Here is a 24,670-nt window from a genome sequence, read left to right as displayed (position 1 = left end):
CCCATGGCCGTTGGCAAAGTTTCTGACACCGATTTCGAAGCCGAAGTGCTCAAGGCGGACGGTCCGGTGGTTGTCGATTTCTGGGCCGAATGGTGCGGTCCCTGCCGCATGATCGCACCCGCGCTCGACGAGATCTCCGGCGCGATGGGCGACAAGGTCAAGATCGTGAAGCTCAACGTCGACGAGAGCCCGAAGACCGCGTCGAAATATGGCGTGATGTCGATCCCGACCCTGATGATCTTCAAGGGCGGCGAGATGGCTTCCCGCCAGGTCGGCGCAGCGCCGAAGGCAAAGCTGCAGCAGTGGATCACCTCCGCGGTCTGATCCGCCGCGCACGAGATTATTTTTTGGAAACGGCCGGCGAAAGTCGGCCGTTTTGCGTTGATGGGACATGTCCAGCGTATGACGAGTCCCAGCCACTTGCCTGCAGCACCTGCAAAGCGCGCACGAAAATCGACATCTCTCGTTGCGATGGAGGCGAAGTCCGTCGATGCGATCCCGCGCGGCAGGGAGTGGCAATACGAGCCGAAATGGGATGGCTTCCGTTGCCTGCTATCGCGCAACGGCGGCAGCATTGATTTGCGCTCGAAATCCGGCGAGGACCTCGCGCGCTACTTCCCCGAGATCGTCGCCGCGGCACTGAAGCTGAAGGCGGATTGCTTCACGCTCGACGGCGAGATTGTCGTGCCGCACGGCAAAAGCTTTTCTTTCGACGCGCTGCTGCAGCGCATTCACCCCGCTTCAAGCCGCGTGAACAAGCTCTCTCAGGACACGCCGGCACTTTATCTCGTCTTCGATCTGCTTGCGACGGCTGACGAGAAGCAGCTTGCCAAAGAGCCGCTTGGCGAGCGGCGGCCGACGCTGGAAGCGTTTGCGAAAGCCAACCTGAAAGCCAGCATCTTCCGCCTCTCACCGGCGGCGACAAGCTACGCCACCGCGCAAAAATGGCTGGCGCAATCCGGCGGCGGCTCGGACGGCGTCATCGCCAAGCGCATCGACCTGCCGTACCAGGCGGGAAATCGCGACGGCATGCAGAAGATCAAGAAATTCCGCAGCGCCGATTGTGTCGTCGGCGGCTTCCGCTATGCCACCAACAAGCTCGCCGGCCGGAGCGTGGTCGGCTCGCTGCTGCTCGGACTCTACGATGACGAAGGTCTCCTTCACCATGTCGGCTTCACCTCGGCGATCAAGGCGACAGAAAGGCCTGCTCTGACCGATCGGCTGGAAGCGCTGATCGGCGAGCCGGGCTTCACCGGTAACGCGCCGGGCGGGCCGAGCCGCTGGTCCACCGAGCGCTCGGCAAAATGGTGTCCGCTCAAGCCGAAGCTCGTGATCGAGGTCTGCTACGACCACTTCAGCGGCGAGCGCTTTCGCCACGGCACCTCGATCCTGCGCTGGCGCCCCGACAAGGCACCGCGCCAATGCAGCTTCGAGCAGCTGAAGCAGAAGGTGGCGGATCCGATGAAGTTGCTTGGATGACGATCGCTCTCGTGCCCCGGACCCAACGCAGCGCTTCTTCAGCGGTGCGCTGCAGAGCCGGGGCCCACCGCCTGCTAGGTCCCGGCTCTGCTGCGTCGCGTCATTTCATGCCGCGCCGCGTCCGGGACACGAGCAGGGCTATCTAATCCATCCCGTCGCCAGCGCATTCGCCAACTCCGGCTGGCCGTTGCGACGCGCCAGCGCGGCCATGGTGTCGTGATCGTACGCAACGTGACGAAACGTCATCTGCCAGGCGCCATCGATGCGCTCGGCGATCGCATAGCGCGCATGCGGTGTGCCGGCTTCGACGACATGCGGGAACGGATGCTTGTCGCGATAACCGGGACTGCCGACGCTGCCGGGATTGACGATCAGCCTTCCGTCGCGAAGCCGTACGGCGCGGGCAAGATGGGTGTGGGCGCAAAGGATCAATGATTGCGCGATGCCTTGCGCAAACTGCTCGATGCGATCGAGCGGCGACAGCGCCACCGCGCCGTCGGGATGCACGGTATCGAGCCAGTAGACCTCGTCATTGCCGGGCGTCGCGTGGCAGAGGAAAACCTGATCGCGGAACACCCGCGTCATCGGCTGGGCGCGCAGCCAGTCGAGCTGCGTGCCATCCAGCTGCGCATGGGCGGGGCGATCCCATGAACCCATCTTCTCCGGGGGACGGTCGAGCAGATAGCGGTCGTGATTGCCGAGCACGTGTACGGCATCGAGCTTCATCAGGATCTCGATCGTGCGGCGCGCGTCGAGCGGCCCGCTCAGCATGTCGCCGAGATTGACGATCTCGGCGATGCCCTGCGCGCGAATGTCGGCGAGCACTGCCTCCAGCGCGAGATAGTTTCCGTGGACGTCGGCAATCGCGGCAAAACGCATGTTGGTCACCGCAACCCTTATGCAGGAGGCGTGCCGTTGAGCCCCAGCACGTGGCCGGCGAGATAGAGCGAGCCGGTGATCAGGATGCGCGGCGGCACTTCGTAGGCGAGCTTCGCCAATGCGCGCAGTGCGGCCTCGATACCCGGCGCGGGCTCGACACGCATGCCGAGGCTGCGCGCGGCATCCGCGAGGATGTCGACCGGCATCGCGTTATCGGTGTCGGGAATCGGCACCGCGATGATATGACGGGTCAGACCGGCGAAATTGGCCAGAAACGCTCGCGCGTCCTTGTTGGCCATCATGCCGGCGATGACGACCAGCGGTCGCGACACCCGCTCCTCGAGATCGCCGAGCGCTGCCGCCGCGACGCGGCCGCCCTCGGCATTGTGCCCACCATCGAGCCAGATCTCCGATCCCTGCGGCCCCCAGGAGAGCAACTCGCCGGACGTAATGCGCTGCATACGTGCCGGCCATTCGGCGCCGACGATGCCGGCCTCAAACGCCGCTTGGTTGATCTTGAAGGCGTTGGTGGCCCGCAGCGTCGCAATCGCGAGGCCGGCATTGTCGAACTGGTGGCGGCCGAACAGGCGCGGCGCCGTGAGATCCATCAAACCGCGATCGTCGGAATAGACTAGCCGCCCGTGCTCGACATTGACGTGCCAGCTCTCGCCTGCGGCAAACAGCGGCGCGCGCATGCGCTTGGCCTGGGCCTCGATCACCGCCATCACCTCGCCCGACTGCTCGGCGCAGATCACCGGCACGCCCCGCTTGATTATCGCGGCCTTCTCGCCGGCGATCGAGGTCAAGGTGTCACCGAGGAAATCCATGTGGTCCATGCTGACAGGCGTGATCACGCAGGCCGCTGGTGTATCGACCACATTGGTCGAATCGAGCCGGCCGCCGAGGCCGACTTCGAGCAGCACGACATCGGCCGGATTCTGCGCGAACAGAAGAAACGCAGCCGCAGTCTTGAGCTCGAACACGGTGGCGGCTTCGCCGGCATTGACCCGCTCGACCTCTTCCAGCGCCGCGCGCAATTCGTCGTCACCGACCAGCACGCCACCGCCAACGCGGCCGAGCCGGAAACATTCGTTGATGCGAACGAGATAGGGCGAGGTGTAGGCGTGGACGCGGAGGCCCGCGGCCTCCAGCGTCGCGCGCAGATAAGCGAGCGTCGAGCCCTTGCCGTTGGTGCCGGCGATATGGATCACCGGCGGCAGCTTGCTTTCAGGGTGACCGAGCCGCTCGAGCAGGCGGTGCATCCGCTCCAGCCCGAGATCGATGCGCTTCTGATGCAGGACCGACAGCCGCGCGATCAAGTCGCCCAGCGATGGCTTTGCGCTGTCGGAGGAAGTGTTCACGCGTGCGGCGCGGCCGGCGCCGTCTCGGGAGCCGATACGATCTGCGCCGGGCTGACGACCGGCTGCACCGGTTTCGAGGCGCTCTCCAGCGCCGGCGCCCTGGTCAACAGCCGGCAGAGCCGCGCCAGGGTCGGGCGCAATTCGTGGCGGTGCACGACCATGTCGACCATGCCGTGCTCCTTGAGGTATTCGGCGCGCTGAAAACCCTCGGGGAGCTTTTCGCTCGAATGGTCTGCTCGATCACGCGCGCGCCGGCAAAACCGATCAGCGCACCGGGCTCGGCGATCTGCACGTCGCCGAGCATCGCATAGGACGCGGTGACGCCGCCGGTGGTCGGGTTGGTCAGCACGACGATGTAGGGCTGTTTTGCCTCACGCAGCATCTGCACCGCGACGGTGGTACGCGGCATCTGCATCAGCGACAGGATGCCTTCCTGCATGCGCGCGCCACCACTGGCGGCGAACACGATGAACGGCGACTTCTTCTCGACCGCAAGCTCGAGCCCGCGCACGATGGCTTCGCCCGCGGCCATGCCGAGCGAGCCGCCCATGAAATCGAAATCCTGCACAGCGACGACGACGGCGGCACCTTCGAGCTTGCCGTACCCGACCTTGATCGCGTCGTTCAGATTGGTCCGCGCGCGTGCATCCTTGATGCGATCGACGTATTTCTTCTCGTCGCGGAATTTGAGCGGATCGGGCGTGACGTCAGGCAGCGCGACGTCGTACCAGGTCTCGTTGTCGAAAATCGACTTCAGACGCGCGACCGAGTTCATGCGCATGTGATAGTTCGAACCGGGGATGACGAACTGGTTGGCCTCGACGTCCTTGTAGAACACGAGCTGTCCGGAATCCGGGCACTTGATCCACAGATTCTCCGGCGTCTCCCGCCGCAGCATGTTGCGGATCTTCGGCCGGACCACATTGGTAAGCCAGTTCATGGTTTGCTCCGATGTGCGACCCGCCTTGCGGATCGCCTGAAGGGATATATGGCGGCCGGGCCCCGGCCCGGCAAGCCGCCGTGTCGCCCGCCCGAAAAAGCGGAATTGTGGCCTATTCCGCCACCTGTTGCGCGCCCTTGACGCCCTGGGCCAGGGCCGCCGTCAACTCGGCGACGGCGTTAACGGTTTTGCCGGTGGCGCGCCCGTCCGCATCGAGGCTGTTCTTGAGGGCGTCGATCAGCGCGGTGCCGACCACGGCGCCATTGGCATGGGACGCAATGGCGCGGGCGTTCTCCGGCGTGCGGATGCCGAAGCCGACGCAGACCGGCAGCTTGGTGTGCCGCTTGATACGGGTAACCGCCTCGCTCACGGAGGAGGCGTCAGCCGCCGCCGCGCCTGTGATGCCGGTGATCGCGACGTAATAGACAAAGCCCGAGGTGTTGGCGAGCACCGCCGGCAGACGCTTGTCGTCGGTGGTCGGCGTCGCCAGGCGGATGAAGTTGAGGCCGGCCTTCATCGCGGGCAGGCAGAGCTCGTCGTCCTCCTCCGGCGGCAAGTCGACGATGATGAGGCCGTCGATACCGGCGGCTTTCGCATCACCTAAGAATTTGTCGACGCCATAGATGTAGATCGGGTTGTAATAGCCCATCAGCACGATCGGCGTGGCGTTGTCGTCCTTGCGGAAGCCGCGCACGAGATCGAGCGTCTTCTTCAGCGTCATGCCGACCTTGAGCGCGCGAAGGCCGGCGGCCTGGATCGACGGGCCGTCGGCCATCGGATCGGTAAAGGGCATGCCGAGTTCGATCACATCGGCGCCCGCCTTCGGCAGCGCCTTGATGATCTCGAGCGAGGTCGCCGGATCGGGATCGCCGGCCATCACGAAGGTGACGAAGGCCGCGCGGCCGGCTTTTTTCAACTCGGCGAAACGGGTGTCGATACGCGTGGTCACTTGCTCTTGCCCCTCAGGATGTCGCCGACCTGCGGGACGTCCTTGTCGCCGCGGCCGGAGAGGTTGACGACCATCAGGTGATCTTTTGCCCGCTTCGGCGCGAGCTCCATCACCTTGGCGATGGCATGTGCCGGCTCGAGCGCGGGGATGATGCCTTCCAGCTTTGACAACAACTGGAACGCTGCGAGCGCCTCGTCGTCGGTCGCGGAGAGATAGTTCACGCGGCCGATCTCGTGCAGCCAGGAATGCTCGGGGCCGATGCCGGGATAGTCGAGGCCGGCCGAGATCGAATGCGCGTCCTGGATCTGGCCGTCGGCATCCATCAGGAGATAGGTTGCGGTTGCCGTGCAGCACGCCGGGACGGCCGCCCGCGATTGAGGCGGCATGCAGTTGCGTCAGCCCGTGGCCGGCGGCTTCGACGCCGAAGATTTGGACGGTGGAATCGTCGAGGAACGGATGAAACAGGCCCATCGCGTTGGAGCCGCCGCCGATGCAGGCGACCAGCGAATCCGGCAGGCGGCCTTCGATCTCCTGCATCTGCGCCTTGGTCTCGTTGCCGATGATCGACTGGAAGTCGCGCACCAGCGTCGGATAGGGATGCGGACCGGCGACAGTGCCGATGCAGTAGAAGGTATCGTGCACGTTGGTGACCCAGTCGCGCAGCGCCTCGTTCATGGCGTCCTTCAGCGTGCGCGTGCCCGACTGCACCGGGATCACCTTGGCGCCCAGCATTTCCATGCGGATGACATTGGGTTGCTGCCGCTCGACGTCGACGGCGCCCATATAGACGACGCAGTCGAGACCGAAGCGCGCGCACAGCGTCGCAGTGGCGACACCGTGCTGGCCGGCGCCGGTCTCGGCGATGATGCGCTTCTTGCCCATGCGCCGCGCCAGCATGATCTGGCCGAGCACGTTGTTCACCTTGTGGGAGCCGGTGTGGTTGAGCTCTTCACGCTTGAGGTAGATTTTTGCGCCGCCGAGATGTTCGGTCAGACGCTCGGCGAAATAAAGCGGCGAGGGCCGGCCGACATAATTCTTGAGATAGCCGTTCATCTCGGACTGGAAGGCCGGATCGGCCTTGGCCTCGGTGTAGGCCTTCTCCAGATCGAGGATCAGCGGCATCAGGGTTTCGGCGACGAAGCGTCCGCCGAAAATGCCGAAATGGCCGCGCTCGTCGGGCCCGCTACGATAGGAATTGGGTTTTACGCTATTCATCGGACGCTCAACTTTTGACTTGCATCTTGGCTTGCGCGCGCAGCGCGAATGAAGGCTTTGATCATCTCGGGGTCCTTCACGCCCGGGGCGCTCTCGACACCGGAGGAGACGTCGACACCGCCGGCGCGGGTGACGCGAAGGGCTTCGGCGACGTTCCCTGGATGTAGCCCGCCCGAAACCATATACGGCAGCGCGAGCTCAAGGTTTTCGAGCAGGCGCCAATCGAACGGTGCACCCAGGCCACCGGGCCGGGTCGCGTCTTTCGGCGCGCGTGCGTCGAACAGGATGCGATCGGCGACCGCGAGGTAGCCAGGCAGCACGGCGAGATCGGCTGACGTTGCGACCGGCACGACCTTCATCACCGGGCGACCGAACCGCTGCTTGATGTCGCGTAGCCGCGCCACGCTCTCCTTGCCGTGAAGCTGGAAAATGTCCGGCGACAGCGCGTCCATGATGTTGTCGAGCGTCGCGTCGTCGGCGTCGACGGTGAGCGCGAGCTTGAGCGCGCGCCGTTTCACCTGCCGGCCGAGGTCCCGCCCCGCCTCCAGCGACAAATGCCGCGGCGACGGCGGGAAGAACACGAACCCCACCATGTCGGCACCCGCGTCGAGCGCCGTTTCGAGCGTCTCGGGCGTGGACAGGCCGCAGATTTTGACAAGCAGGGACATGTTTTCCAAGGATATGGGCTCAAAGCAAATGGAGGCCGCGGGTCGGCGGCCGGAAAACAGGGTTTTCGGTTGCGGCCGCTTCTACAACGTCGCGCGCTGCTTGTCTCGCCCGACCGGCCCGTAAAGGCCCACCCCGGAGGGAACGGGGAGGCGCTGGGACTCGGGCCTTGCTGCGGCCGCCTGGGCCCGCAGATCGGCCAGTTCGCCCCGTGCGGCCCGGGCCTCCGCGTCATTCCGGCGCGCCGCACGCCGCCAGCGCCGCTGGCCGAACCAGACGGCACAGCCGCCTGCGAAGACCCCGAGCGCAGCCACCACGATCAGGAGCAGGAACAGCGGCAGCGTGACCGAGAATGACGGATCGTTGGAAACGAAGGGATCGAACGAGACCGTGACGAAATGCCGGTTGGCGACGGCAAAGACCATCAGGATCAGGCCCAGCGGAATCACGATCAGCGCGGTCAGGAACTTTCGCATCTCGCTTCGCTCGCCTTGAATCAAGCTTGCGGCCGCATCGCTCGCGACCGCGGGAAACCCTGACGTCGGCCTCAGTCTGGCGCGCCTGGATCCGGATGGTCGCGATTCAACCGTTCGCGCATTTCCTTGCCGGTCTTGAAGAACGGAACGCTCTTCTGGTCGACGGGCACATGGGCGCCGGTGCGCGGATTGCGCCCTGCGCGTGCAGGGCGATGCTTGACCGAGAAGGCACCGAAGCCGCGCAACTCGACGCGGTCACCGCGCGCGAGAGCCGCTACGATCTCTTCGAGAATCGCATTCACAATGTTCTCGACATCCCGCTGGTACAGATGCGGGTTGTGCTCGGCGATACGCTGAACAAGTTCGGATTTGATCATTGAGAGATAGGACCCGGGAGCGTGCGGATGACCATTTCCGTGAAAATACCGTGATCTGTCAAGACGCTAAATGAAGATTGAGCGTCGTGAAAATGCGTGACAAATGCCGAAAAAGCGGGCTGGCCCGGCACGCGTCGAACGGGAAAAGCTTCTGGGGCTCGCCCGGCGCCGGTCAGTTCGACGCCGCCGGCTGCCACAAGGCCAGCATTCCATCCATTCCGATCCGATCGACCGCCTGAGCGACGCCGGTTTGTCCGATTTGATGCGCAATCGAGCCTAAACCCAGCGCTTCCAGCGTCACTGCGGCCGCAGTCTTGAGGAACGGCAGATCGCCGAAGCGCGGCTGCAACTTGTAATCGCGCACGGAGAGCCCCTTCTTGACGCCCTTCTGCTCGACCAGCCAGGTCACGGCGGTCTTCTCGTCGCCGATCTGGTCGATCAGCTTGAGATCGATCGCCTGGCGTCCGGTGAAGACACGGCCATCAACCACTTTCTCGAGCTGCGTGTCATCCATGCCACGCCGTTCCTTCACCAGGCCCTTGAACCAGGCATAGGAGTCCTTCACCAGCGCATCGAGCGCAGCCCGCGCCTCGGGGCTGGTCGGCTCAAAACCGTTGGGCGCGGCCTTCAACGGCGTGGATTTCACCTCCTCGACCTTGACGCCGACGGTTTTCAGCAGCTCCGAGAAGTTTGGAAACTGGAACAGCACGCCGATCGAGCCGACCAGCGAGCTCTGCTGGGCGATGATGTGGTCGCTGGCGATTGCGGTGATGTAGCCGCCGGACGCCGCAAGCCCTTCGACCACGACGACGAGAGGCTTCTTTGCCTTCAGACTCACAAGCGAATCATAGAGCTGCTCGGAGCCGGCGGTGGTGCCGCCCGGCGAGTTGATGTGGACGATGACGGCGGCAGCCTGCGAATTCTCCAGCCGCTCCAGCGCCTGCGTGCGATCGGAATCGCTGCGGATCAGGCCCTCGATCTGGACCCGCGCGATCGAGCCGGCGGACGCGAACGTGCCGCGCGCACCTGGTGTCGCCACCAGCGCGAAGCCTGCAATCGCCGCGATCGCGATCAGCGCGGCCATCACGCGCCAGAACGTCAAGCTTGCGGCGGATCCTGCGGCGATCGACGATGATGTCCGAATCGAGCGACATCGGAATATCTCCAAAATGAAGGGCCAAGCGCGTTGTGCCGTCACAGCATGACCATTGGCTTATCTGGATACATCAATTGCGGCGCAATTTGAAGTAAACAAGGCTTGGCTCGGCGGAGGCCGCGTAGCCGGGCGCACACAAAAAAGCCCCGGCTTGCGCCGGGGCTTTGATGCAGCGAAACGTACGTTTCGCTTATTTGGTGTCGCGGTTCTTGAGCGCGGTGCCGAGGATGTCGCCGAGCGTCGCTCCCGAATCGGAGGAGCCGTATTGCGCGATGGCTTCCTTCTCTTCGGCGACTTCGAGCGCCTTGATCGACACCTGGACCTTGCGGGCCTTCTTGTCGAACTGGATCACGCGGGCATCGACCTTCTCGCCGACGGCGAAACGTTCGGTGCGCTGATCGTTGCGGTCACGGGCGAGCTCCGAGCGCTTCACGAAAGTGGCGAAGTCGGTACCGATGATCTTCACCTCGATGCCGCCCTCCTTCACTTCGAGCACTTCGCAGGTCACGACCGCGCCCTTCTTGACATCGCCCGGCTCGGCGAAGGGGTCGCCTTCGAGCTGCTTGATGCCGAGCGAGATACGCTCCTTCTCGACGTCCACATCGAGCACCACGGCCTTCACCATGTCGCCCTTCTTGTAGTTGTCGATCACCTGCTCGCCCGGAACCTTCCAGTCGAGGTCGGAGAGATGGACCATGCCGTCGACGTCGCCCTCGAGGCCCAGGAACAGACCGAACTCGGTCTTGTTCTTGACCTCGCCCTCGACCGTCGAACCGGTCGGGTGACCTTCGACGAAGACCTCCCACGGGTTGCGCATGGTCTGCTTGAGGCCGAGCGAGATGCGGCGCTTGACGGAATCGACTTCCAGCACCTGCACTTCGACTTCCTGCGAGGTCGAAACGATCTTGCCGGGGTGCATGTTCTTCTTGGTCCACGACATCTCGGAGACGTGGATCAGGCCTTCGATGCCCGGCTCGAGCTCGACGAACGCACCGTAGTCGGTGATGTTGGTGACGCGGCCGGTGAAGCGAGACCCCAGCGGGTACTTGGCTTCGATGCCCTGCCACGGATCGTCCAGCAGCTGCTTCATGCCCAGCGAGATGCGGTGCGTCTCGTGGTTGATCTTGATGATCTTGACCTTCACGGTCTGGCCGATCGAGAGCACCTCGGTCGGATGATTGACGCGGCGCCACGCGATATCGGTGACGTGCAGCAGACCGTCGATGCCGCCGAGATCAACGAACGCACCGTAATCGGTGATGTTCTTGACCACGCCGTCGATGACCTGACCCTCTTCGAGGTTCTGCACCAGCTCCTGGCGCTGCTCGGCGCGGGTCTCTTCGAGAACCGTGCGGCGGGACACGACGATGTTGCCGCGGCGGCGGTCCATCTTGAGGATCTGGAAAGGCTGCGAGTTGTTCATCAGCGGCGCAACGTCGCGGATCGGACGGATATCGACCTGCGAACGCGGCAGGAAGGCCACGGCACCGTCGAGGTCGACGGTGAAGCCGCCCTTGACCTGGTTGAAGATGACGCCGTTGACCTTCTCGTTGTTCTGGAAAGCCTTCTCGAGCTTGCCCCAGCTCTCTTCGCGGCGCGCCTTGTCGCGCGACAGCACGGCTTCGCCGAGGGCGTTCTCGATGCGATCGAGGAACACTTCCACCTCGTCGCCGACCTTGAGTTCGCTCTCACGGCCGGGGCCGGAAAATTCGCGCAGGGCGACGCGGCCCTCGGTCTTCAGGCCGACGTCAATGACGGCCATGTCCTTTTCGATTGCAACAACCTTGCCCTTGATGACTGAGCTTTCCTGCAGGTTGCCACCTGCGAAGGACTCGTCGAGCATCGCGGCGAAATCGTCGCGCGACGGGCTATAGGTATCAGCAGAAGTCGAAGCCATTTGTTCTCCAGTTGCGGATGTCGTGCCGGCCGTTGGGTTCATGGGCGCATCGTACGCGCAGTGTCGGAAGGTCCGCAGAACCTTCGAGCGACCGCTCGTTGCCCCGGCCTGGCACCGGAACAGCGGAAGCGGGCCGGCTGAGGCCCGCGCATTCGATACGTGGAAATCTTTGTCCGGAGCCTGATCGCGTCGGTCCCGAACAGGGACCGAAGTATCGACCTCAAAGAGCGGGAGCGGGCGCTTCCTCCAATGACGGCAGCGGCTTAACCCCGCGACCGGCCCGCTCGGACGGCCTCGATAATGTCGATGGCGGCCCGGACGCCGCCTTCTATATCCAGTTGGGAGTTATCTAGCAAGTAAGCATCCGCGGCCGGCTTTAACGGCGCAATCGGCCGGTTCTTGTCGCGCTCGTCGCGCTGGATGATGTCGGCGAGCACGGCCGCCTCGTCGGCCTCCTCGCCCCGCGCCTTGGCCTCCATGGTCCGGCGGCGGGCGCGCACCTTGGGATCGGCGACGACGAAGATCTTCACGTCGGCATGGGGGCAGATCACGGTTCCAATATCCCGCCCATCGAGCACGGCGCCGGGCGGATCGGCGGCGAATTGCCGCTGAAAACCGACCAGGGCCTCGCGGACTTTGGGGATGGCCGAGACGATGGAAGCGCCCTCGCCGGCCTTCTGGGTCTTCAGGGCGGGATTGCCGAACTTTTCGGGATCGAGTTCCAACGCTGCCGCGACCGCCGCCGCCTCGTCCCTGAGATCATGCCCGGACTGCATCAGCGAATAGGCCACCGCGCGATAGATCACGCCGGTATCGAGGTGACGGTAGCCGTAATGGTGGGCAAGACGCTTGCCGAGCGTGCCCTTGCCCGACGCCGCGGGCCCGTCGATGGCGATGATCATGAAAACTCAGCCCCAAGCGAACGCATCATCGGAATGAAATCCGGAAAACTGGTGGCGATGAAGGCGGTGTCGTCGATGGTCACGGGCTGGTCGGACGCGCAGCCCATCACCAGCGCGGACATGGCGATGCGATGATCCATGTGGGTGGCGACGAGGCCGCCGCCGGGGACGTGGCCGCGGCCTTCGACGATCAGGTCGTCGCCGGAGACCTCGACCTTCACGCCGTTGACGCGGAGCATGGCGGCGGTGGCTTCGAGACGATCGGATTCCTTGACGCGCAGCTCCTGGAGGCCGCGCATGATGGTCGTGCCCTCGGCGAAGGCGGCCGCCACCGCCAGCACCAGATATTCGTCGATCATCGCGGGCGCGCGCTCCGGCGGGACCACAACACCACGCAGTTTCGAGGCGCGCACGCGCAGCTTTGCCATCGGCTCGCCGGCGTCGCCACGCACCTCGCTCGCCTCGATCGAGGCACCCATTTCGCGCAGCGTCGTGAACAGGCCGGTCCGCAGCGGATTGGTCATGACGTCGGACAGGACGACATCGGAGCCTTCGACGATCAGCGCAGCAACGATGGGGAACGCCGCCGATGAGGGATCGGCGGGCACGACGACATTGGCGCCATGCAGCTCGGGTTGACCGACGAGCGTGATACGGCGGCCGTGCTGGCCCTCCTGCGCCGAGCTGATCTCGGCGCCAAAGTGCTTCAGCATCAGCTCGGTATGGTCGCGGCTGGCCTCGGTCTCGATGACCGTGGTGGTGCCCGGCGCGGCCAGGCCCGCGAGCAGCACGGCGGATTTGATCTGGGCCGAGGCGACCGGGGTCTCGTAGGTGATCGGCAGCGGATCGCGCGCGCCCTGGACGGTCAGCGGCAGACGGCCGCCCTCGCCACCGGAGGCGACCTTCGCGCCCATCTTTTCCAATGGGTCCAGGATCCGGCGCATGGGCCGGCTGCGCAGCGAGGCATCGCCGTCGAACACCGCCGAGATCGGGCAGCCGGCGACGGCGCCCATGACCAGCCGGCAGCCGGTGCCGGAGTTGCCGAAATCCAGCGGCGCCTTGGGCTCGGCGAAGCCCGCAACACCCACGCCGTTCACCGTCCAGGTGAAATCACCTATGCGCTCGACCCGAGCGCCGAGCGCTTCCATGGCTTTTGCGGTGTTGAGGACGTCCTCGCCCTCGAGGAGGCCCGAGATCCTGGTCTCTCCAACCGCGAGCGCGCCCAGGATGAGGGCACGGTGGGAGATCGACTTGTCCCCAGGCACCCGTACTTTTCCGGTCAGGGGGCCGCTGGCGCGCGACTGAAGCGGCGTCGGCTCGTCGGAATGGGTCAAGATTGTGTCCTTGGATGTGCCCTCTGGGCTCGCGGGCAGGTACCACATGGTCTCTCCGCCGTCACGGGCATGTCGTTCTCCCGTAATGCGCTATTGACAGCGGCCCGCCAACTAGCCAAGTGAAACACCGCTTTTCAGACATTTCCAGGATTCCTCTGCCGTGGCCAAGTCCGAACTCGGAACCAAACGTATTTGCCCAACCACGGGCAAGAAGTTCTATGACCTCAACAAGAGTCCGGTGATCTCGCCGTACACCGGTGAGGTCGTGCCGATCGCGCCCGTGGCGCCGGCTCGCGCGCCTCGCGGCGCCGAAGCCCGCCACGCGGCAGCAGCCGCCGACACCAAGCCGGAGCCGGCGGAAGTCGAGGAAGTCTCGCTCGAGGAGGCCGATGCCGAGGAGAACACCGGCAAGGTCAAGGCCGTCGTGCCCGAATCCGAGGACGACATCGAGGCCGACGAGACCATCGACGACGACGATGACGATGATTCGACCTTTATCGCCGACGACGAAGAGGGCGATGAGGACGTCACCGACATCATTGGTGATGTCACCGGTGATGAAGAGACTTGAGATAATCCCAGAACTGTGGTTCTGGGTCTTTCCCGACGCGTCACCCACGGCGCGTCGGACGGTTAAGGGGCCATAGCTCAGCTGGGAGAGCGCTTGCATGGCATGCAAGAGGTCGGCGGTTCGATCCCGCCTGGCTCCACCAGCCTTCGCTCGCTTCGCGAGCTTCGGCTCGGCAAGCCCGGGAAGTCCCTCGTAGCGAAGTGAACGAAGGCTGTCCCGCCATAGCCCGCAGGGCGACGGCGGACCGGTGACATTCCCACGCAGCGGCTGCCCAGGCGATAATCGTCAATGTGGTACGTCTACATCCTCCGCAGCATCGAATTTCCCGGGCAGGAATACGCCTACTCCCCGATCACCGCATTCAACCTATCGCGCAGCGCGACGATCTCGTCCTTCATCGTGACCAGTTCCGAGACCGAGCAGTCCGACGCTGCCAGGATCGATTGCGGCACGGCGCGCGCCTTGTCCTTCAAGGCGTGGCCCTGCGCCGTTAGCGCGATCAGGACCTGACGTTCGTCCTCGCGCGAGCGCGTGCGCTTGACGAGGTGGGCGGCTTCGAGTCGCTTGAGCAGCGGCGTCAGCGTGCCCGAATCCAGGAACAGCTTTTCGCCGATGTCCTTCACCGGCACGTCGTCGCGCTCCCACAGCACCAGCATGACCAGATATTGCGGATAGGTCAGGCCGAGCCGGTCCAGCAGCGGCTTGTAGACGCGGTTGAAGGCATGCGCGGCCGAATAGACCGCGAAGCAGATCTGGTTGTCGAGGCGCAGCGGCTGGTCCGCTGCCGATGATTTCCGGGGCATAGAGAATCTCACGAGGCTTGCTCCATTCTGGGGCCGGCCGGCGGCACATTCAATTGCGAACAATTAAATGTGAGGCTCCGTAATTTCAATTGCGCGCAATCTAATTGCCTGCGATAAAGATTGCACCAGCGAAAACCCAGGAGACCAAAATGTCCGTGAACGTCCTCTACAAGACCAGCGCAAAAGCCACCGGCGGCCGCGACGGCCATGCTGCGACCCTCGACGGCGCGCTCGACGTCAAGCTCACCACGCCGAAGGAACTCGGCGGCGGCGGCGGCGCCGGCAACAATCCCGAGCAGCTGTTTGCGGCAGGCTATGCCGCCTGCTTCATCGGCGCGATGAAATTCGTGTCCTCGCAGGGCGGGCCGAAGGTTCCGGCTGACGCCTCCGTGACCTCGACCGTCGGCATTGGCCCGCGCGCGGCCGGCGGCTTCGGTCTCGACATCGACCTTGCCGTATTGCTGCCGGGCCTTGCCCGTGCCGAAGCCGAGGCGCTGGTCGAGAAGGCTCACCAGGTGTGCCCCTATTCCAACGCGACGCGCGGCAATGTCGACGTCCGCCTGACGGTCGTCTGATCGCGGGGGGGGGGGGGATTGGCTGGCCCGGGATCCTCCTCGGGCCGGCCGCTTCCGTTTGATTTGCCATTCGCCGGGATGGCGCAGCCGCGGCGCATGCGGCCCCCCGCAACAAGCCATTGCTGACTCAGACGAACCTCGCTAGGCCTGTGATCAATATCGACACAGGGGAAGCGAAGGCATGACTGAAGCCGCGAGTTCTGGAGCTGCCACGGGCGCAATGAGCGGCCTGCGCGTCATCGATCTCACGCGCGTGCTCGGCGGTCCCTATTGCACCCAGATCCTCGCCGACCATGGCGCCGACGTGATCAAGGTCGAACCGCCCGCAGGCGACGAGGTGCGCGACTGGGGCCCTCCCTTCCACGAGGAAGACGCCGCCTATTTCATCGGCATCAACCGCAACAAGCGCTCGATCGGCCTCGACCTCGCCTCCGAGGGCGGCCGCCTCGTGCTGCTCAAGATGCTGGAGAGCGCCGACATCCTGATCGAGAACTTCAAGCCGGGCACGCTGGAGAAATGGGGCATCGGCAGCGAGGTGCTGCGCGAGAAATTCCCGCGCCTGGTGCATTGCCGGATCTGCGGCTTCGGCGCCGACGGCCCGCGCGGCGGCAATCCCGGCTATGACGCCATCATCCAGGCCATGACCGGCATGATCGCGGCGACCGGCTCGCCCGAGAGCGGACCGATGCGGATCGGCGTGCCGCTGGTCGACATCGGCACCGGCCTCTATGCGGCGATCGGCATCCTGATGGCGCTGTCGGAGCGGCAGCGCTCGGGCCAGGGCCAGTTCCTGGAGACGACGCTGTACGAGACCGGCCTCGCCATCATGCATCCGCACACCGCGAATTATTTCATGCATGGCAAGCCGCCGTCGCTGACCGGCAATGAGCATCCCAACCTCGTGCCTTACGCGATCTTCCCGACCAAGACCGACGACATCTTCATCGGCGTCGGCAATGACGGCACCTTCCGCAAGCTCGCCAAGGAGATCGGCAAGCCCGAGCTCGGCACCGATCCGCGCTTTGCCCGCAACAAGGACCGCATCGCCAATCGCGAAGCGCTGCGCGCCGAGCTCGCCGCCGTGTTCAGCCAGCACGAGGCCGAGCCGCTGTGCAATCGCCTCCTCGCCGCGGGCCTGCCCGCGGGCCCCGTGCAGAAGATCGACCAGGCGCTGACCAACCCGCACACCATCGCCCGCGGCGATATCATCGAGAAGGACTGGTACAAGGGCGTGGCGTCGCCGATCCGGCTCGATCGCAGCAAGCCGAGCCTGCGCCGCCTGCCGCCGAAATTCAGCCAGCACTCGGCCGAGGTGCTGGGCGAGTTCGGCTACTCCAAGTCCGAGATCGACGCGATGGTCGAGCAGGGCACGGTCTGCGGCCCCGAGCGCAAGCGCTGAGGCGTGACGCTATTGAACTGACAACGCGCCGCAAGGAAGGTGCGCTCCCTCGCCCGCTTGCGGGAGAGGGTTGGGGAGAGGGTGCCTCCGCAGTGAGACTCCCCAAGAGGAGAGAGCCCTCACCCGGCGCGTTGCGCCGACCTCTCCCGCAAGCGGGAGAGCTTGGAGCCCGCGGGCCGCGCGTCTGCCTCGCGCTATTCTGCTGACGACGCAGCGACCCAACCCATCACTCCCGAATGCTGCACCGCGAACGAAGAAACCTGCCCGCTCCGCATTCGCCTATTTGCCTGCTTCCCTTTTCCAGCGCTTGCCGCTTTCGTTTCGGCCGCTTACACAGTCATGTGAACGTCATATGGCGCTGCTAGCGCAAGCGATCATTTTTGACGACCCAAGGGAGGTTTACTTGATGGCTCTTCGACACTTTGGAGCGGCTGCCGCTGTTGCACTCACGGTTGGAATGTCGGCCTCGCCGGCCTTGGCCGTGACCGAAATCCAGTGGTGGCACGCGATGACCGGCGCCAACAACGACGTCATCGTCAAGCTCGCCACCGACTTCAACGCGGCGCAGACCGACTACAAGGTGATCCCGACCTACAAGGGCAACTATCCTGACACGATGAACGCCGGCATCGCAGCGTTCCGCGCCGGCAACGCCCCGCACATCATGCAGGTGTTCGAGGTCGGCACCGCCACCATGATGGCCGCGACCGGTGCCGTGAAACCCGTCTACAAGCTGATGGCCGACGCCGGCGAGAAGTTCGATCCCAAGATCTACCTGCCCGCCATCACCGGCTACTATTCGACCTCGAAGGGCGAAATGCTGTCCTTCCCCTTCAACTCGTCCTCGACCGTGATGTGGGTGAACCTCGACGAGCTGAAGAAGGCGAATGTCGCGATCCCGAAGACCTGGCCCGAAACGTTCGAGGCCGCCAAGAAGCTGAAGGCTGCCGGTCACGACACCTGCGGCTTCTCCGGTTCCTGGGTCACCTGGGTCAATCTCGAGCAGCTCTCCGCCTGGCACAACGTGCCGCTCGCCAGCAAGGCCAATGGCCTCGACGGCTTCGACACGGTGCTCGAGTTCAACGGCCCGCTTCAGGTCAAGCATCTCGAAACCCTGGTCGAGCTCCAGAAGACCAAGACCTATGACTATGCCGGCCGCACCAACACCGGCGAGGGTCGCTTTACCTCCGGCGAATGCCCGATCTACCTGACCTCGTCGGCGTTCTTCGGCAACGTCAAGGCGCAGGCCAAGTTCGCCTTCACCGCCGTGCCGATGCCGTATTATCCGGACGTCAAGGGCGCGCCGCAGAACTCGATCATCGGCGGCGCTTCGCTCTGGGTCATGGGCGGCAAGTCGGCCGACGAATACAAGGGCGTCGCGAAGTTCCTGACCTTCCTCTCCGACACCGATCGCCAGGTCTATATCCACAAGGCCTCGGGCTATCTGCCGATCACCAAGGCGGCCTACGCCAAGGCGAAGGAAGAGGGCTTCTACAAGGACCAGCCCTACCTCGAGACCCCGCTGCTCGAGCTGACCAACAAGGAGCCGACCGAGAATTCGCGCGGTCTGCGCCTCGGCAACATGGTTCAGCTGCGTGACGTCTGGTCGGAAGAGATCGAGCAGGCGCTGGCCGGCAAGAAGACCGCCAAGCAGGCGCTCGATGCCGCCGTCGAGCGCGGCAACACGATGCTGCGTCAGTTCGAAAAGACCGCCGTCAAGTGAGGCGATGAGCGGCAGGTCGCGACCCGGCCTGCCGCTCAGCTGACATCATGCAGAAGCAAGCCATTTTCCAATCAAGGCTATTGCCCTACGCGCTGGTTGCGCCGCAGCTCGCGATCGTCCTGATTTTCTTCTATTGGCCGGCCATTCAGGCGGTGATCCAGTCCTTCCTGCTCCAGGACGCGTTCGGTCTGTCGACCACCTTTGTCTGGTTCGACAATTACAGCGAGCTGCTGAGGGACCGCGCCTATTTCGAGGCGATCGTCCGGACCTTCTTTTTCTCGTTCGCCATCGCGGTCTCGTCGCTGTCCTTCGCGCTGCTGCTCGCCGTTATGGCGGACAAGCCGCTGCGTGGCTCGATGCTCTACCGCACGCTCTTGATCTGGCCCTATGCGGTCGCGCCGCCCGTGGTCGGCGTGCTCTGGATCTTCATGCTGCATCCCTCGCTCGGTGTGCTCTCGCGTTATCTTCGCAACATGGGCATCGACTGGAATCCGCTGCTCGATGGCGACCAGGCCGCGGCGCTGATCATCCTTGCCGCCGCGTGGAAGCAGATCTCCTATAATTTCCTGTTCTTTCTCGCCGGCCTGCAAGCGATTCCGAAGAGCGTGTTCGAGGCAGCCGCGATCGACGGCGCGCGTCCGATGCGGCGCTTCTGGACCGTGACTTTCCCGCTGTTGTCGCCCACCATCTTCTTCCTGCTGGTCGTCAACATCGTCTACGCCTTCTTCGACACGTTCGGCATCATCGACACCATGACCCGCGGCGGTCCGGGAACGTCGACGGTGACCCTGGTCTACAAGGTCTATTCCGACGGCCTGCTCGGCGGCAATCTCGGCAGCTCCGCGGCGCAATCGGTGATCCTGATGGTCATGGTGATCGTGCTGACCGGAATCCAGTTCCGCTTCGTCGAACGCAAGGTGACCTACTGATGGTCGAGGAAGAGGGCTTTCGGCGCTACGTCGCTCACGCCATTTTGTGGATCGGGATCGCGATCGTCGCGTTCCCCGTCTACATCGCGTTCGTCGCCTCGACCCAGGACAACGCGCTGATCGCGAACGGGCAGATGTCGCTGCTGCCGGGCGGCCATTTCTTCGAGGTCTACTACCAGACCATCTTCGTCGGCACGAGCGGCTCGACCCGCGAGCCCGTCGGCAACATGATGCTGAACTCGCTGGTGATGGCGCTGCTGATCGCGGTGGGCAAGATCGCGATCTCGATTATTTCGGCCTATGCGATCGTGTATTTCCGCTTTCCGTTCCGGATGCCGATCTTCTGGATCATCTTCATCACCCTGATGCTGCCGGTCGAGGTGCGAATCTATCCGACTTACAAGATCGTCGCCGACCTCCACATGCTCGACAGCTATGCCGGCCTCGCGCTGCCGCTGATCGCCTCAGCCACCGCGACGCTGCTGTTCCGGCAGTTCTTCATGACCGTGCCGGACGAGCTGCTGGAGGCGTCGCGCATTGACGGCGCCGGTCCCCTGCGCTTCTTCTGGGATACGCTGCTGCCGCTGTCGCGCACCAACATGGCGGCGCTGTTCGTGATCCTCTTCATCCTCGGCTGGAATCAATATCTCTGGCCGCTGCTGATCACCACGCGCGACGACATGCAGACCATCCAGGTCGGCATCCGCAAGATGATCACCACCACCGACGCGCTGACCGAATGGCCGATCGTGATGGCGACCGCCGTGCTGGCGATGCTGCCGCCGGTGTTCGTCGTCGTCGCCATGCAGAAATTGTTCGTGCGCGGACTCGTGGAGACGGAAAAGTAAATCCCATGGCTAACGTTACCCTGCGCAACGTCCGCAAGACCTATCCTGGTGGCTTCGAGGCCATCAAGGGCGTCAACGTCGATGTCGGCGACGGACAATTCTGCGTGCTGGTCGGTCCCTCCGGCTGCGGCAAGTCGACGCTGCTGCGCATGGTCGCGGGTCTCGAAACCGTCACCGGCGGCGAGATCGACATCGGCGGCCGAATCGTCAACCAGGTCGAGCCCGCCGACCGCGACATCGCGATGGTGTTCCAGAACTACGCGCTCTATCCGCATATGAGCGTCTTCAACAACATGGCCTACGGCCTGCGCAACCGCGGCATGAAGGAGGCCGAGGTCAAGACCCGCGTCGAGGAAGCCGCGCGCGTGCTCGAACTGTCGCCGATGCTGGAGCGCAAGCCGCGCCAGCTCTCCGGCGGTCAGCGCCAGCGCGTCGCGATGGGCCGCGCCATCGTGCGCCAGCCGAAGGTGTTTCTGTTTGACGAGCCGCTGTCGAACCTCGACGCAAAGCTGCGCATCGCGATGCGCGTCGAGATCCGCAAATTGCAGCGCCGGCTCAACACCACGTCGATCTACGTCACCCACGATCAGCTGGAGGCGATGACACTCGCCGACGTCCTCGTGGTGATGAACGGCGGCCAGGTCGAGCAGGTCGGCAATCCCCTGGCGATCTACGAGAAGCCGGCGACGACCTTCGTCGCCTCCTTCATCGGGGCACCGCCGATGAATCTGATGTCGATTCGCGCCGAGGAGATCAAGTCGCAACTCGGCAGCACCGAGGCCGGCATCCTCGGCATCCGTCCGGAAGATTTTGTCATCACCGACCAGACCCCGGCCGGCGGCATCGCGCTGCCGCTTACCGTGGAAGCGATCGAGCGCCTCGGCGCGGAAACCTTTGTCTACGGCACGCGGCAGCAGGACGAGCAGCGCGTAGCAGCCACCCCCGGCGAGCTGCCGCCCGGCGAGGTCATCGTCCGCATTCCCGGCTCCGAGGCACCGCCGATCGGTGAGAGGATCCGGGTCGCAGCAATGCGGGCGAAGCTGCATCTTTTCAGCGGCGACGGGCGGTCCCGGATCGAAGCCTGACCGGTTCCGCTGGTCCGTCGATTAAAAACGCGAAAACAACCCCATGCACAGTAGCCGGGGGTCTGTTTTCGTTGAGATAAATCGGCCCGCAAATTCGTCGTGCCGGCCTTGTCGCGGGCATCCACGGTCTCAGTGGCGCGGGCAAGATCGTGGATGGCCGGAACGCAGGCGAGCGGAAGCTCCTGGCCTCCGGCCATTCCAGCTACGTCCTTGAACCGACACGGGGATATGACCATATTGCTGACCAAGGGGTGCCTCTACGGGCCCTGATGCACCAAAGTCGCTTCGAGAGGACTTTGTAAACTATGTCTCGTGTTCCCACGCTTTCCAGTCCGTTCCTTCTGGGCTTCGACGAGATCGAGCGCGTGCTTGATCGCGTCGTCAAAGGCGCCGACGGCTATCCTCCCTACAATATCGAGAGGTGTGACCGGTCGGACGGCCAGCCCGAGCGTTTGCGGATCACGCTGGCGGTCGCCGGATTCACCCGCGACCAACTCGATGTAACCATTGAGGAAAACCAGCTCGTCATTCGCGGACGGCAGCAGGACGACAAGTCCCGGCAATACATCCATCGCGGCATCGCCGCGCGCCACTTCCAGCGCACTTTCGTGCTGGCGGAGGGGATGCTGGTGCTGGGTGCGGATCTGAAAAACGGGCTGTTGTCGGTCGATCTTGCCCGGCCTGAACCGGAGAGGATCGTTAAGACAATCGCTATCAATGAGCACGAATAATGGAACGAGTAGCGGACTCGACCGCTTAGTTTCGAGAGAGGAGTCGAGACCATGAGTGAAGGTCATGTTGCGTTCGAATACGAAGCCAAGAACGTCTCGCCTGAGACCCTGGCAACCCTCGGCGAAGGCCATATCGCCTATGTGAAGCAGATCCGCTCGGAGGATGTGCCGGGCCTGTTTCCCGAAGCGCCGAAGATCGCGCCGGGCCTCAAGCTCTTCGCGCTCCACGCCGCCGACGGCACGCCGATCATGCTGACCGACAGCCGCGAAGCCGCGATCGCAAACGCCTGGAGCAACGAGCTGCAAGCGGTGAGCGTGCACTGAGCGCACGCACGTCGCACGAATAGAGTTTTGGCGGGCATGCCTTCGAGGGAAGGCGTGCCCGTTTTGCTTTGGCGGTCAAATTCGGATATGCTAAATTCTGGTTGTTTAGACTAGAGGCGATGAGCATGACCACCGCAAAGCGTCCCTCTTCCAAGAATGGCTCCAGATCGCGCCGATGGAGCCTTCAAGATGCAAAAACTCACCTGAGTCAGATTGTCAGGGAGGCCCAGCGCACAGGACCACAACGGGTTACACTGCACGGCAAAGATGCGGCGGTTATCGTTGCCGCAGAGGAATTCGATCGCCTTCAGCGACCCGTGAGCGGCCGCGATATTGTGACGGCCTTTGCGAAGTCCCCGCTAGCCGACGTGGAATTCGAGCGCCTGACGGTCAAGTCCAGCGTTCGGGATGTCGAGCTTTGAGGGGCTGGCTGCTCGATACCAACGTCGTGTCGGAACTACGTAGGCCCCAGCCCAATCCTGACGTCATGGATTTCGTCGCGAGCCAAAGTGGAGAGGAACTCTACGTTAGCGACGTAATGATCGCGGAGATCGTCTACGGCATCGAACAATTGTCCGATGCTACCAGGCGCGCCGATCTTCGATCGTGGTTGGAAAACACAGTGCGACCATTGTTTGCGAGACGGATCCTTGCCATCACCGAAGACGCGATCGTGCGGTGGAAGGCGATGATCGTTGAGGGTCGCAAGCGCGGCCACACATTCGGCCAACCGGATCTGTTCATTGCAGCCATCGCAGCCCTGCAAGATCTCGCCGTAGTCACACGGGACATCGACGAATTCATCGAAGCACGCGTGCCGGTGTTTAACCCCTGGACGCAGAAGTTCTATCGCCACGGCAACGAGACGCTGATGCGGCCGCCAGTGACGCTCGAAGCAATCTCTACCCTATAGCGGAAGGAAGTTGACTTACGCCGCAGTCGCCAACGCTTGGAGCAAGGAGCTGCAAGCGGTGAGCGTGCACTGAGCGCACGCACGTCGCACGATTAGGATCTCAAGCGGGGCATGCCTTCGCACGAAAGCGTGCCCGCTTTGCTTCCGCATACTGCGTGCTATCAGCCGGAAGGCGACGCCGGGATGCTCAAATCCGGGTCATGCTCAGTTCTAGATTTGCCTGATAATCGATATCACCATGCAAAATAGCATCACGGCTCCCCACCCAAGTGCGACCCAGTAGAAACACACGCAGGCGCCGAAAACTGTCTCGTTACTTGTACGGGTTACATAGCCGTTACGGCTCCAAACTTTTCCCTTGGTACTCGCAAGCCGCAATTGCCAAACTACGCTGGCCAACCATCCAAACATGCCGGCGAGTACGGGAAATGTAATCAAGGGCCAGCCCCCTCGCGAAGTTTACGGAGGCACGCCCCCGTCGCAGTACCTGAAAGCTCTCCCTTAGAAAGCATCGGCAAATCTGGTCGAGCAAAGGAGCGAGCGAAGTCTCGATATATGAACGATTGGCTCTAACCTGTTAAGCCGCAGTCGCGGGCGGCAGTGCCAGCACGGAATAGATCGCCTGGGCGTCGCGCGAAGCGCGGAGCTTTTTGGCGATGTCCTGGTCGCGCAGCAGGCGGGCAATGCGGGCGAGCGCCTTCAGATGGTCGGCGCCGGCGCCTTCGGGGGCGAGCAGCAGGAAGACGAGATCGACCGGCTGGCCGTCCATCGATTCGAAATCGATCGGACGATCGAGGCGGGCGAACAGGCCAAAAATCTTTTCCAGCTTGGGCAGCTTGCCGTGGGGAATGGCGACGCCGTAGCCGACCGCGGTGGTGCCGAGCTTCTCGCGTTGCAGCAGCACCTCGAACACGGAGCGCTCGTTCTGCCCGGTCAGCTCGGCCGCCCTGGCGGCGAGTTCCTGGAGCGCTTGCTTCTTGCTGTTGACCTTCAATGCCGGGAGAATCGCCTCGGGCGCGACCAGATCGGTAATCGGCATGGAAGGTTTCCGAGGTGAATTAAACCGTCAGGTTCCGAATTGGCCAGCTTGGTGAGAACCACGCCGGGCCGGCGTCAAGAAGGTGAAGCAGGAGGGGAA

24 protein-coding genes, 1 tRNA gene and 3 pseudogenes are annotated in these 24,670 nt (G+C 63.7%); 14 read left to right on the top strand and 14 right to left on the bottom strand.

What is annotated here, in order from left to right; genetic code table 11:
• Positions 1-3 precede the first annotated feature (3 nt).
• Both trxA and ACVWYI_RS03670 read left to right on the top strand, forming a co-directional pair.
• Complete coding sequence (gene trxA, locus ACVWYI_RS03675) at positions 4-324, top strand: thioredoxin (RefSeq protein WP_247352799.1); 321 nt, start codon at positions 4-6, stop codon at positions 322-324.
• 147 nt (positions 325-471) lie between these two features.
• Positions 472-1,479, top strand: coding sequence for an ATP-dependent DNA ligase (locus ACVWYI_RS03670; protein WP_456661266.1), 1,008 nt, complete (start codon positions 472-474; stop codon positions 1,477-1,479).
• A gap of 138 nt (positions 1,480-1,617) precedes the next feature.
• On the opposite strand, the gene ACVWYI_RS03665 is transcribed toward ACVWYI_RS03670, so the two are convergent.
• The 12 genes and pseudogenes from ACVWYI_RS03665 to aroA form a co-directional block, all read right to left on the bottom strand.
• Positions 1,618-2,358 (bottom strand): metallophosphoesterase family protein, encoded by a 741-nt coding sequence (locus tag ACVWYI_RS03665; protein ID WP_354069156.1) that lies wholly within the window; start codon positions 2,356-2,358, stop codon positions 1,618-1,620.
• A 17-nt stretch (positions 2,359-2,375) separates the two neighbouring features.
• Positions 2,376-3,719, bottom strand: coding sequence for a bifunctional folylpolyglutamate synthase/dihydrofolate synthase (locus tag ACVWYI_RS03660; RefSeq protein ID WP_456661265.1), 1,344 nt, complete (start codon positions 3,717-3,719; stop codon positions 2,376-2,378).
• A pseudogene (gene accD / locus ACVWYI_RS03655) lies at positions 3,716-4,659 on the bottom strand (acetyl-CoA carboxylase, carboxyltransferase subunit beta). The gene ACVWYI_RS03660 and the pseudogene accD overlap by 4 nt, the downstream one beginning before the upstream one ends.
• Before the next feature lie 112 nt (positions 4,660-4,771).
• Positions 4,772-5,608 carry a tryptophan synthase subunit alpha gene (trpA, locus tag ACVWYI_RS03650; protein WP_456661264.1) on the bottom strand — a complete coding sequence of 279 codons (837 nt, stop codon included), beginning with the start codon at positions 5,606-5,608 and terminating at the stop codon, positions 4,772-4,774.
• Positions 5,605-6,823, bottom strand: a pseudogene (gene trpB / locus ACVWYI_RS03645) (tryptophan synthase subunit beta). The gene trpA and the pseudogene trpB overlap by 4 nt, the downstream one beginning before the upstream one ends.
• The gene (locus ACVWYI_RS03640) at positions 6,820-7,491 is read right to left on the bottom strand and encodes a phosphoribosylanthranilate isomerase (protein WP_247352787.1); all 672 of its coding nucleotides are present in this window, start codon (positions 7,489-7,491) and stop codon (positions 6,820-6,822) included. Before ACVWYI_RS03640 ends, trpB begins: the two are co-directional and overlap by 4 nt.
• A gap of 81 nt (positions 7,492-7,572) precedes the next feature.
• Positions 7,573-7,965 carry a lipopolysaccharide assembly protein LapA domain-containing protein gene (locus ACVWYI_RS03635; protein ID WP_247444536.1) on the bottom strand — a complete coding sequence of 131 codons (393 nt, stop codon included), beginning with the start codon at positions 7,963-7,965 and terminating at the stop codon, positions 7,573-7,575.
• A gap of 71 nt (positions 7,966-8,036) precedes the next feature.
• Positions 8,037-8,342 carry an integration host factor subunit beta gene (locus ACVWYI_RS03630; protein ID WP_007598410.1) on the bottom strand — a complete coding sequence of 102 codons (306 nt, stop codon included), beginning with the start codon at positions 8,340-8,342 and terminating at the stop codon, positions 8,037-8,039.
• Between the two features lie 172 nt (positions 8,343-8,514).
• Positions 8,515-9,496, bottom strand: a pseudogene (sppA, locus tag ACVWYI_RS03625) (signal peptide peptidase SppA).
• A gap of 192 nt (positions 9,497-9,688) precedes the next feature.
• Positions 9,689-11,395, bottom strand: coding sequence for a 30S ribosomal protein S1 (rpsA, locus tag ACVWYI_RS03620; protein ID WP_247352781.1), 1,707 nt, complete (start codon positions 11,393-11,395; stop codon positions 9,689-9,691).
• 263 nt (positions 11,396-11,658) lie between these two features.
• Positions 11,659-12,297, bottom strand: coding sequence for a (d)CMP kinase (gene cmk / locus ACVWYI_RS03615; protein ID WP_456661263.1), 639 nt, complete (start codon positions 12,295-12,297; stop codon positions 11,659-11,661).
• Positions 12,294-13,679: a 3-phosphoshikimate 1-carboxyvinyltransferase gene (gene aroA, locus ACVWYI_RS03610; protein ID WP_456661262.1), complete on the bottom strand. Its 1,386-nt coding sequence runs from the start codon at positions 13,677-13,679 to the stop codon at positions 12,294-12,296. Before aroA ends, cmk begins: the two co-directional genes overlap by 4 nt.
• A 112-nt stretch (positions 13,680-13,791) precedes the next feature.
• Here aroA and ACVWYI_RS03605 point away from each other — a divergent pair, with 112 nt between their 5' ends.
• Together ACVWYI_RS03605 and ACVWYI_RS03600 are read left to right on the top strand one after the other, a co-directional pair.
• Positions 13,792-14,202, top strand: coding sequence for a TIGR02300 family protein (locus ACVWYI_RS03605; protein ID WP_247352776.1), 411 nt, complete (start codon positions 13,792-13,794; stop codon positions 14,200-14,202).
• Between the two features lie 66 nt (positions 14,203-14,268).
• Positions 14,269-14,344: transfer RNA gene (locus tag ACVWYI_RS03600), tRNA-Ala, on the top strand.
• Positions 14,345-14,543: 199 nt separating this feature from the next.
• On the opposite strand, the gene ACVWYI_RS03595 is transcribed toward ACVWYI_RS03600, so the two are convergent.
• Entirely contained in the window at positions 14,544-15,005 is a 462-nt protein-coding gene (locus ACVWYI_RS03595; RefSeq protein ID WP_247352774.1) for a MarR family winged helix-turn-helix transcriptional regulator, read from the bottom strand.
• 149 nt (positions 15,006-15,154) lie between these two features.
• On the opposite strand from ACVWYI_RS03595, the gene ACVWYI_RS03590 reads away from it, so the two are divergent.
• The 10 genes from ACVWYI_RS03590 (at position 15,155) to ACVWYI_RS03545 (ending at position 23,532) form a co-directional block, all read left to right on the top strand.
• Positions 15,155-15,580, top strand: a complete 426-nt coding sequence (locus ACVWYI_RS03590) for an organic hydroperoxide resistance protein (RefSeq protein ID WP_456661261.1) — start codon at positions 15,155-15,157, stop codon at positions 15,578-15,580.
• Between the two features lie 181 nt (positions 15,581-15,761).
• Entirely contained in the window at positions 15,762-16,979 is a 1,218-nt protein-coding gene (locus ACVWYI_RS03585) for a CaiB/BaiF CoA transferase family protein (protein ID WP_456661260.1), read from the top strand.
• 406 nt (positions 16,980-17,385) lie between these two features.
• On the top strand, positions 17,386-18,702 hold the full coding sequence (gene ugpB, locus ACVWYI_RS03580; RefSeq protein ID WP_456661259.1) for a sn-glycerol-3-phosphate ABC transporter substrate-binding protein UgpB: 1,317 nt from the start codon (positions 17,386-17,388) through the stop codon (positions 18,700-18,702).
• Between the two features lie 47 nt (positions 18,703-18,749).
• Positions 18,750-19,631 (top strand): sn-glycerol-3-phosphate ABC transporter permease UgpA, encoded by an 882-nt coding sequence (ugpA, locus tag ACVWYI_RS03575; RefSeq protein WP_456661258.1) that lies wholly within the window; start codon positions 18,750-18,752, stop codon positions 19,629-19,631.
• Complete coding sequence (gene ugpE / locus ACVWYI_RS03570; RefSeq protein ID WP_354048887.1) at positions 19,631-20,479, top strand: sn-glycerol-3-phosphate ABC transporter permease UgpE; 849 nt, start codon at positions 19,631-19,633, stop codon at positions 20,477-20,479. The genes ugpA and ugpE overlap by 1 nt, the downstream gene beginning before the upstream one ends.
• 5 nt (positions 20,480-20,484) lie before the next feature.
• Positions 20,485-21,564, top strand: a complete 1,080-nt coding sequence (locus tag ACVWYI_RS03565) for a sn-glycerol-3-phosphate import ATP-binding protein UgpC (protein ID WP_456661257.1) — start codon at positions 20,485-20,487, stop codon at positions 21,562-21,564.
• A 305-nt stretch (positions 21,565-21,869) separates the two neighbouring features.
• Positions 21,870-22,295, top strand: a complete 426-nt coding sequence (locus tag ACVWYI_RS03560) for an Hsp20 family protein (RefSeq protein ID WP_018645065.1) — start codon at positions 21,870-21,872, stop codon at positions 22,293-22,295.
• 51 nt (positions 22,296-22,346) lie between these two features.
• Positions 22,347-22,619, top strand: coding sequence for a BQ00720 family protein (locus ACVWYI_RS03555; RefSeq protein WP_007598581.1), 273 nt, complete (start codon positions 22,347-22,349; stop codon positions 22,617-22,619).
• 119 nt (positions 22,620-22,738) lie between these two features.
• Positions 22,739-23,041 carry a type II toxin-antitoxin system Phd/YefM family antitoxin gene (locus tag ACVWYI_RS03550; RefSeq protein ID WP_456661256.1) on the top strand — a complete coding sequence of 101 codons (303 nt, stop codon included), beginning with the start codon at positions 22,739-22,741 and terminating at the stop codon, positions 23,039-23,041.
• Positions 23,038-23,532 (top strand): PIN domain-containing protein, encoded by a 495-nt coding sequence (locus tag ACVWYI_RS03545; protein ID WP_456661255.1) that lies wholly within the window; start codon positions 23,038-23,040, stop codon positions 23,530-23,532. Before ACVWYI_RS03550 ends, ACVWYI_RS03545 begins: the two co-directional genes overlap by 4 nt.
• A gap of 577 nt (positions 23,533-24,109) precedes the next feature.
• On the opposite strand, the gene ptsN is transcribed toward ACVWYI_RS03545, so the two are convergent.
• Entirely contained in the window at positions 24,110-24,571 is a 462-nt protein-coding gene (ptsN, locus tag ACVWYI_RS03540; protein WP_007598573.1) for a PTS IIA-like nitrogen regulatory protein PtsN, read from the bottom strand.
• Between the last annotated feature and the right edge of the window lie 99 nt (positions 24,572-24,670).

It is taken from the genome of Bradyrhizobium sp. LB13.1, from assembly GCF_054056815.1.
Note: the sequence above shows the minus strand (reverse complement) of the source record. Positions and strands in the feature narration are given on the sequence as shown.

What these genes read in the sequence shown, in the direction of transcription:
- ACVWYI_RS03550 (WP_456661256.1), top strand. Translation starts at nt 22,739, where the DNA reads ATGAGCATGACCACCGCAAAGCGTCCCTCTTCCAAGAATGGCTCCAGA.
- cmk (WP_456661263.1), bottom strand. Translation starts at nt 12,297, where the DNA reads ATGATCATCGCCATCGACGGGCCCGCGGCGTCGGGCAAGGGCACGCTC.
- ACVWYI_RS03555 (WP_007598581.1), top strand. Translation starts at nt 22,347, where the DNA reads ATGAGTGAAGGTCATGTTGCGTTCGAATACGAAGCCAAGAACGTCTCG.
- ugpE (WP_354048887.1), top strand. Translation starts at nt 19,631, where the DNA reads ATGGTCGAGGAAGAGGGCTTTCGGCGCTACGTCGCTCACGCCATTTTG.
- ACVWYI_RS03640 (WP_247352787.1), bottom strand. Translation starts at nt 7,491, where the DNA reads ATGTCCCTGCTTGTCAAAATCTGCGGCCTGTCCACGCCCGAGACGCTC.
- ACVWYI_RS03595 (WP_247352774.1), bottom strand. Translation starts at nt 15,005, where the DNA reads ATGCCCCGGAAATCATCGGCAGCGGACCAGCCGCTGCGCCTCGACAAC.
- ACVWYI_RS03590 (WP_456661261.1), top strand. Translation starts at nt 15,155, where the DNA reads ATGTCCGTGAACGTCCTCTACAAGACCAGCGCAAAAGCCACCGGCGGC.
- ACVWYI_RS03630 (WP_007598410.1), bottom strand. Translation starts at nt 8,342, where the DNA reads ATGATCAAATCCGAACTTGTTCAGCGTATCGCCGAGCACAACCCGCAT.
- ugpA (WP_456661258.1), top strand. Translation starts at nt 18,750, where the DNA reads ATGCAGAAGCAAGCCATTTTCCAATCAAGGCTATTGCCCTACGCGCTG.
- ACVWYI_RS03670 (WP_456661266.1), top strand. Translation starts at nt 472, where the DNA reads ATGGAGGCGAAGTCCGTCGATGCGATCCCGCGCGGCAGGGAGTGGCAA.
- ACVWYI_RS03635 (WP_247444536.1), bottom strand. Translation starts at nt 7,965, where the DNA reads ATGCGAAAGTTCCTGACCGCGCTGATCGTGATTCCGCTGGGCCTGATC.
- rpsA (WP_247352781.1), bottom strand. Translation starts at nt 11,395, where the DNA reads ATGGCTTCGACTTCTGCTGATACCTATAGCCCGTCGCGCGACGATTTC.
- aroA (WP_456661262.1), bottom strand. Translation starts at nt 13,679, where the DNA reads ATGTGGTACCTGCCCGCGAGCCCAGAGGGCACATCCAAGGACACAATC.
- ACVWYI_RS03665 (WP_354069156.1), bottom strand. Translation starts at nt 2,358, where the DNA reads ATGCGTTTTGCCGCGATTGCCGACGTCCACGGAAACTATCTCGCGCTG.
- ptsN (WP_007598573.1), bottom strand. Translation starts at nt 24,571, where the DNA reads ATGCCGATTACCGATCTGGTCGCGCCCGAGGCGATTCTCCCGGCATTG.
- trxA (WP_247352799.1), top strand. Translation starts at nt 4, where the DNA reads ATGGCCGTTGGCAAAGTTTCTGACACCGATTTCGAAGCCGAAGTGCTC.
- ACVWYI_RS03585 (WP_456661260.1), top strand. Translation starts at nt 15,762, where the DNA reads ATGACTGAAGCCGCGAGTTCTGGAGCTGCCACGGGCGCAATGAGCGGC.
- ACVWYI_RS03560 (WP_018645065.1), top strand. Translation starts at nt 21,870, where the DNA reads ATGTCTCGTGTTCCCACGCTTTCCAGTCCGTTCCTTCTGGGCTTCGAC.
- ACVWYI_RS03565 (WP_456661257.1), top strand. Translation starts at nt 20,485, where the DNA reads ATGGCTAACGTTACCCTGCGCAACGTCCGCAAGACCTATCCTGGTGGC.
- ugpB (WP_456661259.1), top strand. Translation starts at nt 17,386, where the DNA reads ATGGCTCTTCGACACTTTGGAGCGGCTGCCGCTGTTGCACTCACGGTT.